This window comes from Actinoplanes sp. NPDC021490 (assembly GCF_055562135.1).
This window is the reverse complement of sequence record NZ_JBVHFW010000004.1, coordinates 65,157-79,048: the sequence shown is the minus strand read 5'-3', so window position 1 is coordinate 79,048 and position 13,892 is coordinate 65,157. Positions and strand designations below refer to the sequence as shown.

General features: G+C 70.2%; 13 protein-coding genes. 6 read left to right on the top strand and 7 right to left on the bottom strand.

Annotation, left to right across the window (positions count from 1 at the left end):
• Nucleotides 1-12: 12 nt before the first annotated feature.
• Nucleotides 13-765 (bottom strand): hypothetical protein, encoded by a 753-nt coding sequence (locus ACZ3I4_RS12135; protein ID WP_465381929.1) that lies wholly within the window; start codon nt 763-765, stop codon nt 13-15.
• Between the two features lie 846 nt (nt 766-1,611).
• On the opposite strand from ACZ3I4_RS12135, the gene ACZ3I4_RS12130 reads away from it, so the two are divergent.
• Together ACZ3I4_RS12130 and ACZ3I4_RS12125 are read left to right on the top strand one after the other, a co-directional pair.
• Complete coding sequence (locus ACZ3I4_RS12130) at nt 1,612-1,881, top strand: type II toxin-antitoxin system Phd/YefM family antitoxin (RefSeq protein ID WP_465381928.1); 270 nt, start codon at nt 1,612-1,614, stop codon at nt 1,879-1,881.
• A complete protein-coding gene (locus ACZ3I4_RS12125) occupies nt 1,878-2,144 on the top strand; it encodes a Txe/YoeB family addiction module toxin (protein WP_465381927.1) in 267 nt (88 codons plus the stop codon). Before ACZ3I4_RS12130 ends, ACZ3I4_RS12125 begins: the two co-directional genes overlap by 4 nt.
• Nucleotides 2,145-3,270: 1,126 nt before the next feature.
• Here ACZ3I4_RS12125 and ACZ3I4_RS12120 read toward each other — a convergent pair.
• Both ACZ3I4_RS12120 and ACZ3I4_RS12115 read right to left on the bottom strand, forming a co-directional pair.
• Complete coding sequence (locus ACZ3I4_RS12120; protein WP_465381926.1) at nt 3,271-3,972, bottom strand: GAF and ANTAR domain-containing protein; 702 nt, start codon at nt 3,970-3,972, stop codon at nt 3,271-3,273.
• 1 nt (nt 3,973) lies between these two features.
• Nucleotides 3,974-4,558 carry a GAF domain-containing protein gene (locus ACZ3I4_RS12115; RefSeq protein ID WP_465381925.1) on the bottom strand — a complete coding sequence of 195 codons (585 nt, stop codon included), beginning with the start codon at nt 4,556-4,558 and terminating at the stop codon, nt 3,974-3,976.
• A gap of 161 nt (nt 4,559-4,719) precedes the next feature.
• Between ACZ3I4_RS12115 and ACZ3I4_RS12110 the strand changes: the two genes are divergently transcribed.
• The 3 genes from ACZ3I4_RS12110 to ACZ3I4_RS12100 all read left to right on the top strand — a co-directional run bounded on the left by ACZ3I4_RS12110 (nt 4,720) and on the right by ACZ3I4_RS12100 (nt 7,925).
• Nucleotides 4,720-5,886, top strand: a complete 1,167-nt coding sequence (locus ACZ3I4_RS12110; protein ID WP_465381924.1) for a sigma-70 family RNA polymerase sigma factor — start codon at nt 4,720-4,722, stop codon at nt 5,884-5,886.
• 116 nt (nt 5,887-6,002) lie between these two features.
• Entirely contained in the window at nt 6,003-6,146 is a 144-nt protein-coding gene (locus ACZ3I4_RS12105) for an RICIN domain-containing protein (protein ID WP_465381923.1), read from the top strand.
• 117 nt (nt 6,147-6,263) lie between these two features.
• On the top strand, nt 6,264-7,925 hold the full coding sequence (locus ACZ3I4_RS12100) for a DEAD/DEAH box helicase (RefSeq protein WP_465381922.1): 1,662 nt from the start codon (nt 6,264-6,266) through the stop codon (nt 7,923-7,925).
• A 30-nt stretch (nt 7,926-7,955) separates the two neighbouring features.
• On the opposite strand, the gene ACZ3I4_RS12095 is transcribed toward ACZ3I4_RS12100, so the two are convergent.
• The gene (locus ACZ3I4_RS12095) at nt 7,956-8,618 is read right to left on the bottom strand and encodes a DivIVA domain-containing protein (protein WP_465381921.1); all 663 of its coding nucleotides are present in this window, start codon (nt 8,616-8,618) and stop codon (nt 7,956-7,958) included.
• 238 nt (nt 8,619-8,856) lie between these two features.
• Between ACZ3I4_RS12095 and msrA the strand changes: the two genes are divergently transcribed.
• Entirely contained in the window at nt 8,857-9,354 is a 498-nt protein-coding gene (gene msrA, locus ACZ3I4_RS12090) for a peptide-methionine (S)-S-oxide reductase MsrA (RefSeq protein WP_465381920.1), read from the top strand.
• A gap of 14 nt (nt 9,355-9,368) precedes the next feature.
• Here the strand turns inward: msrA and ACZ3I4_RS12085 are convergent, their stop codons facing one another.
• The 3 genes from ACZ3I4_RS12085 to ACZ3I4_RS12075 form a co-directional block, all read right to left on the bottom strand.
• The gene (locus tag ACZ3I4_RS12085) at nt 9,369-11,483 is read right to left on the bottom strand and encodes an EAL domain-containing protein (RefSeq protein ID WP_465381919.1); all 2,115 of its coding nucleotides are present in this window, start codon (nt 11,481-11,483) and stop codon (nt 9,369-9,371) included.
• Nucleotides 11,484-11,553: 70 nt separating this feature from the next.
• Entirely contained in the window at nt 11,554-12,357 is an 804-nt protein-coding gene (locus ACZ3I4_RS12080) for an endonuclease/exonuclease/phosphatase family protein (RefSeq protein ID WP_465381918.1), read from the bottom strand.
• Between the two features lie 34 nt (nt 12,358-12,391).
• Nucleotides 12,392-13,885, bottom strand: a complete 1,494-nt coding sequence (locus ACZ3I4_RS12075; protein ID WP_465381917.1) for a phosphatase PAP2 family protein — start codon at nt 13,883-13,885, stop codon at nt 12,392-12,394.
• Nucleotides 13,886-13,892: the final 7 nt, after the last annotated feature.

Genomic DNA, 13,892 nt, shown 5'->3' with positions numbered 1-13,892 from the left:
ACGCTGGTGTTGTCATTCGGTTACTCGGGTCATGAGGCTGGGCCGTCCGTGCTCGTCGAGCAGGCCCGGGAACCGGAGTTCGCCAGAGGCGTAGTCGACGCAGCGTTTGATCAGGTCAGCTGTCATGCCGGTGTGTTCGGCGAGGAACCGGATCCACTCGGGCAGTATCGCGACCAGTTCTGCGGCGAAGTCGTCTTTGTAGAAGTCGCGCAGGTGCAGCACTATTGCGGCGACCTTGTGCGGCGAGCAGGCCGGATACAAGCTGGGGTACTCGCGCGGGGACCAGGAGTCGGCCATTTCCGCAGCGAGGTCGGTGGCGCCGGCGGTGCCCTCGTCCGACGCGTCGCCGGCCGGCCTGTCGTCGTGGCCGAGTCGTCGCAGCCTGCGGGCGAACTGTTCGGCTGCAGTGTCCGCGCTCAGCAGTGCGAGCGTACGGCCGGGCCGGGCCTGGCCGGCCGCTTGCCGGACGGTGTGGCCGAGCCGACGGCTGCGCAGGAACTCGGCGTACTGCTCCTGGTCTTCTCCGCCCGGCCGGATGCCTTCCATCTCGCCGACCAGAAGCGCGTCGAGCGTCTCCGTGTCGTCCGCCGGGGTCAGGGTGGCACCGGCGGCGGAGGAGCCAACGGCTTGCCGCCACTCGGCAAGGGCGCCCTCGGCTGACTGATAGAAGGCGCTGTAGACAGTGGCCACCTCGTATCCGCAGGCGTCCACATCCCACAGGTACCACCGGCCCGAGCCGTCCGCTGAGGCGAAGAGGGCGACCACAGCCCAGCGGCTGCCGTAGCTGTCTCTTTGCCCACAAGGCCGAGCCGGTCACGGCACGCCCACGAATGGCCCGCTGCGCCGCGTCGTCGTCCAAATGCTCGGCGACCAGGTCCTGCGCAGACACGCTCAGCGGCGCCGGAAGCACACCGGCGAGAACGGCCAGCAGCCGCTGCACCACAGCCAGGCCAATGCCGGACTCCTCGGCCTCGTGCAGCCGCTCGTCGAGCACGGAGAGCACGGCGCGGACGAAGTCGTCCGGGTTGACCCTGTCCTCCAGCGGGCCGCGCTCGTACTGGAGCATCGCCGCGCCGAAGCGCGCACAGAAATCGTCCTCGAGATCGTCGTCGGACCACCCAGGAGCGTCCGCGACCAACGCGTCGACCATCGGTCCGGCGGACTCCGTAGCCAGTGCGGTGCGATGCTCGTCGAGCTGACGACGGTACTCGAACACCTCCCGCAACGGGTTTGCCTGCGCCATTTTGCTCGGGGTCGCCGCCCCGGGGCGGCGACCGGACTGCGACTTCTTCTTACGCTTACGAGACACCGGCAGGGCCCCGGATCGTACCCGGGCCACAGGGCACAGTCACCGACCCCGGGCATACCCCTCGGACCCTGGAGCCGCTCGGTCAACATGCTGCAGGTGAGCCTGCGGGCGAGCGCGGACAAGGATGTCACGGCCAGCAGCGCGGCTCGCGGCATGGAACGGCGCGCTGAGCTGCGAGTGTGCGGTGAGGCACGTAGGTTGTCGTCGTAGCTGTTGTCGCTGGCGGCTGCCCTGTGGTCGTCGCTTTCTAGGGTTTGATCTCCAGGGTGTTGTACGATATGACGTACAACACTGGAGGGGTCATGAAGGTCATCACTGCTTCGGACTTGCGGGCGAACCTCGCGAACGAGTTCGACGCCATCGAGAACGACGCCGAAGATCTTGTAGTTACCCGCAGTGGGCACGAGCCGCTGGTCGTCATGCTGAAGAGCGACTATGACGCGTGGCGCGAAACTGAGTACCTGTCCCGGGGCGCCAATGGCCGCGAGTTGCGCCGTCGGCGGGCGGAGATGGAAGCCGGTGGGCTGGTCCAGCATGAGCTGATCGAACAGGACGCAGAGGGCTCTGCGTGAAGCTCGTCTGGCACCCGGATGCGTGGGACGAGTACGTGGGCTGGCAGTCGGGTGATCGCAAGACCCTTAAGCGGATCAATGCTCTTATCAAGGACATTCAGCGAGGTGAAGACGGCGGCATCGGCAAGCCGGAACCCCTCAAGGGCGACCTCTCAGGCTGGGCATCGCGGCGCATCACCGAAGAACACCGGCTCGTGTACCGCGTACTGGACACCCAGGACCAGTTGGAGATCATGTCCTGCCGCTATCACTACGGTCGATAACGCTTCGTTCCTGATCAGGTGCTGCTGGCCCGGCCGGACTTCCACCTCGGCGGCCGGTGGGTTTCCATGGCCGAGTTGTTCGGATCCGGCGCGCAACTCACCGCTGGTGGTGGGTTCACCGGCGGCGACGGAGAAATGTTCTTTGCCGCCGTGGCACGCACTGCTGTGGACTGGGACGGGGTGGCCCACGGGTTGATCTTGACCGCTGATCGTGGATACACCAGCGCGGCGAGGTGGACGAACGGTGAGCCGGGTCAGGGTATCCGTCGGCGGACGGCTGGTAGCGTCACGATCGGCCCCTGAGCTGCGGGGATGCGGTTCTTATTCTGCCAACTATGGTCCACGAGTCGGGGGGCGACGCCACCCGCACCCCCTCTGCCGGATTGTCGCCGGTCGTGGGGGGTTTTGCTTCTCCGGGGGCTTCGCCGCCCGCACCCAGCTGGCTTGATCGGGGCGTGGGGGTTGCGCCTCCCCGGGGCTTCGCCACCGGCACCCAGCTCGCCTGAACGAGACGCAGGCGCCGGGGCTCCGCCGTGGGCACCACCCCGCCTCCTGGACCGCGGCGACACCCTGTCGTAGGCCTTCTCGCCGGCGCCTACCGCGCTCGGCAGAGCCGCGCTTCTGCCGAGCTCTTCCCTGTCAGCAGCTACTCCGCCTGGTCGGGTCGCCGCCACATACCGTTCCCTCAGGTATTGCCGGGCCGCATCCACACCGCCTGGTTCGGGCTGGAGCTATGCAGGCTCCCGGGGGCTTTGATGCCCGCATTGACTCGGCCGCTCGGGCCGCAGCTACAGCGTCCTGCCGACTATGGCCGGCCCGCCCGCTCGGGCTGCAACCACACGTCCCGACCGCTGGGTTGCCAGTCGATTGAAAGCGACCGATGCGGGCCGGGTTCCCTGTCCGTTCCCGTGCTTCGGCGCCGGCAATACGGGCTGCTCTGGGCGGGGTCAGCCGTGCCACCGGCGGACTTGCCGCTCGGAACGCAACAGCTTCCAGCCAAGACCCATCACACCGCGTCCCCCACCCCACCCCACCACGCAGGCCACCGCAGCACGCCGCCGCACAGCTTGCCCACTGCACGAGCCCCGGCTCATGTCGCCGAGCTGGGGGGCCTTTTTTTGGGGATTTAAGGCAGGTCGCCGGTTTCTAGTAGGAGCTGGGCTATGTCGGCTACCTTTCGGCGGTGGTTTCGAGCGGCTGCTCGTAGGGTGTTGAAGGCTGTTACGGCGTCTGCGTTGTTTTGGGCCATCAGGTAGCCGACGGCTCGTTCGATTACTACTCGGTAGTCCAGCGCGTACTGGAGCTGGCCGGCCAGTACGTCGGCGTGGTGGGCGGCCATGGCGGTGCTCAACATGGCCTCGATGACGTCGCTGTAGCGGGCCAGGGCGGTCTGCTCCGATTCGTCCCAGGCGTGTGGCTCGTCGAGGTAGACGTCGAGCGTGCCCACCGGTACACCGCCCAGGCGCAGCGGGCAGCCCAGGACCGCGAGGACCCCGTGGCGAACCAGCACGGGGGTGACCTCGGGCCAGCGGGAATCGGCGCTGATGTTGTCGGCCACCACCACGTCGTTGCGTACGAACGCGTCGACGCAGGGGCCGGTGCCGCTGCTGGACTGCACCTTCTCCAGGATGCGGCCGCGGTCGTCGCTGGCCGCGACGTAGTGCAGCGTGCTGTCCTCGTTAATGATCATGAGGCCGCAGCCGGTTACCGAGAAGAGGGTGGCGCAGGCTCGGACGGCCTCGTCGACGGCGGCCGAGATGTCGTGGCCGGGAGGGGAGTCCAGGCGGCGCAGGCTGCCGGCCAGCATCTGCGGGTCGATGGGCGCCATGTCAGGATCCTCGGTTCGGCTCGGGCGGACGTCCCGCACGTATGGTGTCCGCGACGGCTCCGGATTGAAGGCGCAGCAGAACGCCGATGATCCCGGCGTAGGTCTCGACCGCTCCGACATCGTCGGGTGTCCACGGTCGCGGCTCCGCACGCAGGACGTTGAGCGTGCCGACGACGTTGCCCGCCACCCGCACCGGGGCGGACAGTACGGCTCGGGCCGGCGCGTCGTCCGGTGCGTGCCCGGTCAGCCAATCCCACAGGCCGGCGTAGGGAGCGGCGCCCCCGAGGTCGGCCACCCCCACAGTCGCGTCCCGGATGACGCAGTCGATGCCCGGCCCCTGCCCCTGATCGAGCTGACCCCGTTCCAGCGCGGCCGCCGTGGCGTCGGAGACACCCACTATCCGCAAGTCGTTCCTCTCGTCGAGAAGCATCAGCCCGGCACCATCGATCTGCAGGACCTCCTGGGCCGCGTGCAGCACCCGGTTGAGATGCTCCACCAGCGCCACGCTGTCGGTGGCGACGTGCAGGTCCACGGTCTGCAGCAGACCGTGCAGGGAGGACGACAGCGCCCGATGATCGACCGGCACGGCGGCTCCTTCGGTGGGAGAGGGGCGTGGCGTGGTTGCCCGGTACACCGCGACCGAAACAGCGATGCGGGATGCCGATCCGGCGATACGCGGATATCGTGGGAAGTCCTGTCAGACCTCCGCCCTGTGTCCGCGGAGCTGGTGTCACGGAAGGGTGACCCATGCTCACGGACCACGAAGGCGTTCCGGCCTGCACCAACGCGCCGGTTGAGATCACCGATGACCTGGACGAGATCGCCGAGCAGTACCACCGCGACCGCGCCGGTCTCGACCCGGCACAGGCACGCCGGCTCCGCGATGATCTGATCCGCCGGCTGCTGCCCTTCGCCGGTCGGCTCTCCGCCCGCTACCGGCACAACCGCGAACCCGCCGACGACCTCGAACAGGTCGCCCGCCTCGCCCTGGTCAAGGCCATCGACCGCTACGACCCCGAACGCGGATCCTTCACCGCCTACGCGGCCACCACGATCAGCGGCGAACTCAAACGCCACTTCCGCGACCACACCTGGGCCCTGCAAGTACCCCGCCGCCTGCAAGACCTCTCCCGCACGGCCGGACGGGCCGCCGAAACGCTGACCGCCGAACTGCACCGCCCCCCGACCGAACAGGAGATCGCCGCGCACTGCGGCGTCGACCCGGCCGACATCACCGAGGCCGCCGCCTCCCGAGCCGGCTACCGGCCCGTCTCGCTCAACCTGCCCGTCGGCGACTCCGGCACCGAACTCGGCGACCTCCTCGGCGACCCCGACACCCACCTCGAACTGCTCACCGACCAACTCACCCTGCGCCGCCTGATCAACCAGCTGCCCCCGCGCGAGAAACACATTCTGCTGCAGCGCTACTACGGGAACCGCACCCAGCAGGACATCGCCGACGAGCTCGGCATCTCCCAGATGCACGTCTCCCGGCTGATCAACCGCACCCTCGGCTGGCTCCGCACCGCCATGCTCACCGACGACACACCCTCCTGGCCCGGCGCCAACCCCACCACCGGCACCGGACCCCTCGTGGCGATCCGGCGCACCACCGCCGGACCCCTCCAGGTCACCCTCACCGGCGAGCTCGACCGCGACAACGCCGACCAGCTGCAGCAGGACCTCGTACGCATCATCGCCCGCACCCCCGCCGGCACCCCGATACACATCCACCTCGGCGCGGTGCCACTGCTGGACGCCGCCGCCGCCCGAGCCCTGCTCACCGCCTACGACACCGGCCGCCGCCGTGGCATCCCGGTCACCGTCGTGGCCATGCAACCCTTCATCCGCCAGTACGCCGAAGCAGCGGGCTTGCGCCCGCTGCTGCCCCAAGACGGAAGCGGTGAGCGCTGAGAGTCGATCGATAACGCGGTGAGAGCGGAGGTCGGGAGGCTTACCGACGTCGGGGTGAGAGTCGTTCAGGAGAGCAAGCGGTCGCTCGCCCGGGCAACTCGGCCCAGCTCTGGTAGATGCGTGAGGTCGAGGGCGCCGCCGACCACGTTTACACGCTGCGCAATTCGGCGAGCGACCGGCGCCTGTCCATCCCGAAAGGCAACCCGAACCTGGGGGTGCAGGCGATCACGTGTCCGTGCAACGGCGCGCTGGGCCTGTAGATCATTAACGACAACAACTGACCAGGCCGGGCGGGCCGGCGCTTCCACACGTTGCCGAGCGAGGCGCACGGGAGCGCCCACCGGGACGGCGAAAAAACGGCTTCGTATCCTGTACGGATGGGTGATGACCGACTTGACGACGCTACGGACTTCGGCGCGCTGGGGCTGCGGGCGGAGTTGCTTCAAGCGCTCAGCGGTCTGGGCTACGAAGAACCCACACCGATTCAGCGCGAGGCCATTCCGCCGCTGATCGAAGGCAAAGACCTCGTGGGCCAGGCGGCCACGGGCACGGGCAAGACCGCGGCCTTCGCGCTGCCGCTGCTGCAGGGGCTCGAGCCCGGCGGATCGGACGGGCCGGCGTCGCTGGTGCTGGTGCCGACCCGCGAGCTGGCCGAGCAGGTCTCGCAGGCCGTTCACCGCTACGGGCGTGAGCTGGGAGTTCGCGTCCTTCCGGTGTACGGCGGGCAGCCGATCAGCCGGCAGCTGCAGGTGCTGCGACGCGGGGTGGACATCGTGGTCGGGACGCCGGGCCGGGTGCTCGACCACATCGAGCGCGGCACCCTGCAGCTCGGCCAGGTGCGGGCCGTCGTGCTCGACGAGGCCGACGAGATGCTCGACATGGGCTTCGCCGAAGACATCGAGGCCATCCTGGCCGAGACGCCCGACACCCGGCAGACCGTGCTGTTCTCGGCGACCATGCCGCCGCGCATCGACGCGATCGCCCGGCGGCACCTGCGTGACCCGCTGCGGATCCGGATGGGCCGGGACACCACGGCGGCCGACACTCTGCCCAAGGTCCGTCAGAGCGCCTTCCTGATCGCCCGCGCCCACAAGGCGGCTGCTCTCGGACGGGTGCTCGATGTCGAAGCTCCGCAGGCGGCGATCGTGTTCTGCCGCACGAGGGAAGAGGTTGACGAGGTCACCCAGAGCCTGAACGGCCGGGGCTACCGGGCCGAGGCGCTGCACGGCGGCATGAGCCAGGACCAGCGCGACCGCGTGATGGGACGGCTGCGCGGCGGCAGCACCGAACTGCTGGTGGCCACCGACGTCGCCGCGCGCGGCCTCGACGTGGAACAGCTGACCCACGTGATCAACTACAACGTGCCGTCGGCCCCCGAGGCGTACGTGCACCGCATCGGCCGGGTGGGCCGGGCCGGGCGCGAGGGCGCCGCCATCACCCTGGCCGAACCGCGCGAGCAGCGGATGCTCAAGGCCATCGAGCGCCTCACCGGGCAGCGGATCGTCCCCGAGAAGCTGCCCACCGTGACCGATCTGCGGGCGCGCCGCCTGGAACTGCTCCGCACGACCGTACGGGAAGCGCTGGAGGACGACGATCTCGACCGGTTCCGGCCGATCCTGGACCTGCTCACCGACGAGGCCGACATCGAGCTGGTGGCGCTGGCCGGCCTCAAGCTGCTGCACGACGCGAACGGCGGCGACGTCGACGAGCCCGAGATCCCCACGGCGTTCCCGCCGCGGGAACGCGAGGACCGGCGCCGCGAACCGCCCACCCGCGGGCCCAAGAACCGGAACAACGACACGACCCGGCTGTTCGTCGGCATCGGCCGCCGGGCCGGTCTGCGCCCGCAGGACCTGGTCGGGGCCATCGCCAACGAGGCCGGCCTGCCCGCGCGGGACGTCGGCGCCATTCAGATCACCGACCGTTTCGCGCTGGTCGAGGTGCCCGAGGCGGAGGCCGACCGGGTGATCCAGTCGTTGCAGAAGAGCACCATCCGCGGCAAGCGGCCCACCGTGCGGCGCGAGCGGTACGACCGCTAGCGCCCACGACGGTGCGGGACGGGCCAGAGCCTAGCTCTGGTCCGTTCCCTCCAGCAGCTGCCGCTGGCGGTCTATGTGGCCGAGCAGGGCGGCGCGATATTGCCCGGCCAGCTCGGTCAGGCCCTCGATCTCCTGCACCACGCGGCGGCGGTCGTCCTGGGTGCCGGCCAGCGCCCGGTCGTGGTCGCGGCGGGCGTCGGTCTCGATGGCGGCGGCCCGGCTCTCCGACTCGCGGATCAGCTGATCGGACCGTTCCCTCGCCCCGACCAGCAGCGACGAGGATTCCTCGCGGGCGTCGCGCATGTGGTCGTCGGCGGTGCGCTGCGCCATGGCCAGCACGCGATGAAGGTCGGGGGCGACCGGCGCGGGAGCGCTCTGTGCGGCCCGGCGAGCCTCCATCAGCAGGTCACGGGTCTCGCTGGCGTGGCGTTCGGCGGCGTCGCAGGCCCGGCGGATCCGAGTCAGCTGCGCACCCGCGGCGGCGAGCTCGTCGCGGGCGCCCGGATCGGGGGCCGGGGCGGCGCGGGGCGGGACGGATCGCGTCCGGAGGAGCTCGTTCTCTTCCAGCAGACGGATCATCTCCTGGGTGGCCTCGTCGAGGAAGGCGTCGACCTCTTCCTCGTCGTAACCGCGCTTGCCCAGGGGCGACTTGCCGAATTCCATGTTGTGGATGTCGGCCGGTGTAAGTGGCATCGTGCTCCTCATCTCCGCCGAAGCGGTGGCTCGCGGGCTCGGGGACGGATGGCGACCGTGCCGATGTCACGTACCGGAGGGCGCCCGGGAGCCCTGAGGCGGGTGATAGTGAACCCGCCTCACTGTACGCTCCCGGCCGCGATCGATCAGGCGCGGTGACCGACGTGACAATGGCCGTGCGCCGCACATGGGGTAACGCTGGTAGTCGGCACCGACGACGAACTGAGGGGTGGACGGCATGGCCGAGCAGAGGGCGATTCTGGCCGGAGGCTGCTTCTGGGGGATGCAGGACCTGATCCGCCGGCGCCCAGGGGTGATCACGACGAGGGTCGGCTACACCGGCGGCCGGGTCGAGAACGCGACCTACTACAACCACGACGGCCACGCCGAGGCGATCGAGATCACGTACGACCCGGCCGTCACGTCGTACCGGGATCTGCTGGAGTTCTTTTTCCAGATCCACGACCCGACCACGCGCAACCGGCAGGGCAACGACGTCGGCACCAGCTACCGGTCGGCGATCTTCTATACCGACGACGAGCAGAAGCGCGTCGCCGAGGACACCATCGCCGACGTCGAGGCGTCGGGGCTGTGGCCGGGCAAGGTGGTCACCGAGGTGACCGCGGCCGGCCCGTTCTGGGAGGCCGAGCCCGAGCACCAGGACTATCTGGAGCGCATCCCGGACGGCTACACCTGCCACTTCCCGCGCCCCGACTGGAAGCTGCCGAAGCGCTGAGCCGTGCCTGAGCGCTAAGCCCCGCGCTGCATGGGTAACTCGCCGGTGTGGGGCCGGGTCATCAGGGTGCCGCGATGCTCATCGTCGCCCCGCACGAGGGCGGCGATGCGCTCGCACACCTCGGGCTCGAGCCGGCTCAGGGTCGGCCGGGCCGGCTGCTCGGTGATGTAACCCTGCACGTGCCGGATCCGCTGCTCGTAGATCTCGCGCAGCGTCAGCGGGGACTCGTCGTCGACACCCTCGACGATGACGACCCGCGGCGCGTGGCTGGCGTGCCGGGCGGTGTCCATCACCAGCGACAGCTCCTTGGCCGCCAGCGGGTGGTGCAGGATGGCCCGGTCCACCTTGATCTGGGTCAGCGGCAGCTCGGCCATCCGCGACAGCGACGCGTAGCCCTCGCCGAAGTCGTCGACGGCGAACGCCACCCCGACGTCGCGGGCGATCGCGGCCAGCCGGTTGTGGAAGTACGCGTGCGGCGCCTCGGCCCACTGCTCGCCGCGGCGGGGCTCGATCGGGTCCTGTTCCGAGATCTCCAGCGTGATGGCGGCGGGCTCGATGCCCAGCTCGGCGATGGCCGTGCGCAGCACCTCGACGTAGGCGTCGCTCAGCAACGAGCGGACGGCCACGTTGATCGACAGCGGCTTGGGCTCGGCCCACGGGCCCTCGGCGTGCGCCCGGGCGTACGTGTAAAGGGCCATCCGCAGGATCACCTTGTCGCGCTCGACGACGAACCGGTCGCCCCACACCTCGGCCAGACGCAGCATGGCGACCGGGGCCCGCGAGTCGGAGGCCGAGCGCCGGGCCAGCGCCTCGTAGCTGTGCACCTCGATCCGGCGGGCGGTCTTGCCCAGCGTGACGACCGGCTGGAACACCACGCTGTAGGACCCGAGCACCCGGCGGTACAGCTCGAAGCAGTGCTCGAACAGCGCGCGCGGCAGCCGCCCGAACGCCTCCCGCAGCGCGGTCACGACCTCGATCTCGGCCTCGTCCGGGGACGCCGCGAAATCCGTACGCCAGACCGTCTCGAGGATCTTGGCCAGGGGCTGACCGAGGCCCAGCAGCTCGGGCGCCGGGTCGACCAGGGCCAGCAGCAGGGACCGGCCCTCGGCGTGCCGCAGCGGAACGCAGAGCACCGTGCGGTGGTCGTCGTGCACGGTGTGGCCGAACCAGTCGGCGCCGGGCGGGAAGCGCAGCATCGGGCCGATCGCGTCGAGGTCGAACCGCTTGCTGGAGTCGATCGGCTGGAACCCGCCGGACGTGTATTCGAGCAGCGCCGTCGAGTGGGCCCGGGTGGCGGCGCGCACGTATTCGACACGCGACGGCGCGGCCGACCCGGCGTCGGCTCGGGTGCCGGACGAGCGTGGGGCGGCGTGCCGGGGCATGCGGGCGTGCTGCGACAGCCGCCGGATCAGCTGCCCGATCTCGGCGGTGGCCGCGTCGAGCGGGTTGGCCAGCGGCAGGACGGCCGGCGCGGCATTGCCCGAGGATCCGACCAGCACCACGTCCTCGGCCCACGGCGGCCCGGTGACCTGCGGAGACAACCCCTGTTCGCGTACGGCGGAGGCCAGCGCCCCGAACGTGACGCACGGCTGTCGCCGCAACGTGGCCAGCAGGTGCGCGGTGAGCACGCCGTGCCCGACCACCGGGGTCTCGCGCTCGGCCGCGTCGTCGGCGCAGGACATCAACGCGCCGTACCGGTGGCTGGGCGCGCCGAAGACTCCCGCCGGACCGGCGGCGTCGACGATCAGCACCGCCGCGCCGGAGAAGAACTCGAGGACGTCCCGTTCGAGAAAGGCCATCCGAAGCCCCAAGTCGGGATTTTCGGAAAGAACGGATTCGTCCAGATCAGGAGTGGCCAAATAGGTCTCGGCGCCGCGACTCCACGTAGGAGTGGTCACCCGGCCGGCGAAATAGACGACCAGGAGATCCGTTTTGTCGGAGCGGGTGGCGATCTGGCGTAGCGCAGCCTTGACGTCACTAGCAGTCACATGAGGGCCCGTGAACAGCCGCGCGTCGAAGCCTTCGAGCTCGAACAGCTCGTGCACGGCCTCGGCGTCCCGTTCGGCGAAGCGCAGGCGGGTGTGGGCGTCGTTGACCCCCACAATCACCGCGAAGCGCTGATTTGCCATCGAACGCCTCCGGTTTCGCGCACTCCCTCACTGAAATGCATCCGAGTGCGGCCGTCGCTGATGATAGCGATCAGCTCGCGCCAATCAAATCGATCATCGGCGACATTTCCACCCGTACGGGGTAGTGGTCCGAAGCAAACTCGGTCTCGTCGCCGCGAACCACCGTCATGCCGGTCGCGGCGGCGGCGATCCGCGGGCTCGCCAGCACATAGTCCAGGCGCATCCGGGAGAACTCGCGTCCGCCGCCGCGCGTGGTCGGCACGGTCAGCGGCGAACCCGAGCCGGCCACCTTCCACAGGTCGGCGAACCCGGCGTCCAGGAACGCGGCGACCGCCCGGGTGTCGGCCGTGCCGTCGGCGGCCAGGTGCCGGGCGCGCAGGAAACCGGGCTGCGGGGCGAGCGTCTCGGTGTGGTCGGTGCCCGGGTCGAGCCCGTTCAGGTCACCGGCGACGATCGTGGGCACCTTGTCCGGGCGGTAGCGCGCGGCCAGCCACCGGGCCTCGCGCATGCGGCGGTACGGCGAGAACGGGTTCAGGTGGGCGCTGACCACGCGCAGCGGGCCGCCCGGAGTCGCCACCGTGACGACCGCGGCGGCGTGGTGCAGCCGGAACCGCACCACCGCCCGGTCGACGATCTCGAGCGGCGGCCGGACCAGGACGGCGACCGGCTGCCCGAGGAACGAGCGCGCCAGGTGCGGCACCATGCCCACGGTTCCGGCCAGCTCGCGCATCACCCGGCGGTCGTTGCGCTCGAAGTCGCGCAGCTCCTGCAGGGCGAGCAGGTCGGGCCGCTCGCGACGGATCACCTCGGCGATCGCGTCGAGCCGGCCCTTGCCGCCGGTCTTGATGTTCCAGGTCATGAAGCGCAGGGTCATGGTTCACTCCCGGTTGGTGGCGATGGCCGGCGGGTCAGGCCGCGACCGGCCGGTGCTGCTCGCTGTCGCGGACGAGCTGCGCCTCCTCCGCGGCCTCGGTGACGGTCTCGGCGTGCTCGGTGGGCCGAATGATGAGATAGAGCGCCCCCACCCAGCAGGCCGTCAGCAGCGTCGCGCCGAGGAAGTCGGTCGGGTGGTGCATGCCGCGGTACATCCGGGACAGCGCCACCATCGCCGGCATGAGCACCGCGAGCGCCAGGAAGACGTAACGCCACCACTGCCGTACGCGGGGCATCACGATGACCGCGATGGCGACCCAGACGCACATGGTGGCGGCGATGTGCCCGGACGGGAACGACGAGGTCGGCATCTGGCCGTCCATCTGCTCGACCGGCGGACGCGGGCGCCCGGTCGCGGCCGCGCTGGTGAGGAACAGGGTGAGCTCGCCGGCCATGGTCAGCACGAGGAACAGCACCGGACGCCACTGCCGCCACAGGGCCAGGGCCAGCGGGCAGAAGACCAGGCAGATCAGCAGGATCGCGTGGGTGTCGCCGGCCTTGGAGGCGAGCCAGCTCAGGTGGTCGAGCCGCTCGGTGCGGAACGTCTGCAGCCAGCGGGGCACGCCGTCGTCCCACGAGCCGAACGCGGTGCCGGGCGTCCACTTGGTCAGGGCGTACCCGACGAAGTAGAGAACCCCGAATGTGAACACCCAGCCGACCAGGATCTCGGCCCCCTTGGCCCACGGGTGCGGCAGCACGGCCTCCTCGGCGGGGGCGGGCACGAGATCGTCGGAGGCCTCCGGTTCGAGGCCGTCGGTGACCGCCGGAACCGGGCGGCCGGATTCGCGGCGCCACACCCGGAAGGCGTACGCGGTGATGCTGATCCAGGCCAGGCCGAGCAGCCAGCCGGCGAGCACGTCGGACAGGAAGTGCACGCTCAGGGCGATGCGGGTCAGCCCGACGGCCACGATGATCACGGCCGCGACCGACAGGATCGCGCCCTTCCAGCGGCCGCGGGTGGCCGACAGCACCACCAGGGCCAGCGCGCCCCAGACGATGGTGGCGCCCAGCGTGTGCCCGCTCGGGAAGCTGTGGCCGCCGCCGAACGCGACCGGGTCGGCGACCACCGGCCGCACCCGCCCGACCAGCGCCTTCAGCGACGGATCGAGGACCATCGCGCCGAGGCCGGCGACCGCCAGATAGAGCGCCAGGCGGGGCCGGCGGCGGATCAGCAGCCACAGCACCACCATGACGACCAGCGGGACCAGCACGCCCCGGCCACCCAGCGAGGTGATCGTGGTGATCACCTTGACCACCGCCGGGTGCGGGGCGACCAGGCCGTTCATGCCGTCGGCGATCGACTGGTCGAGGTTGCGCATCGGCGCCCAGTTGCTGCGAACGAGCAGCAGCAGCGTGCCGAAGCCGAGACCGGCCAGCACCACCGCGATCAGACCGGCGATGCTCCGCTCCGCGAAATGCCTGACCGGCGCCCATCCGGCGCGTTCCACCACATAGTTGTCGTCCGTCACACCGCGG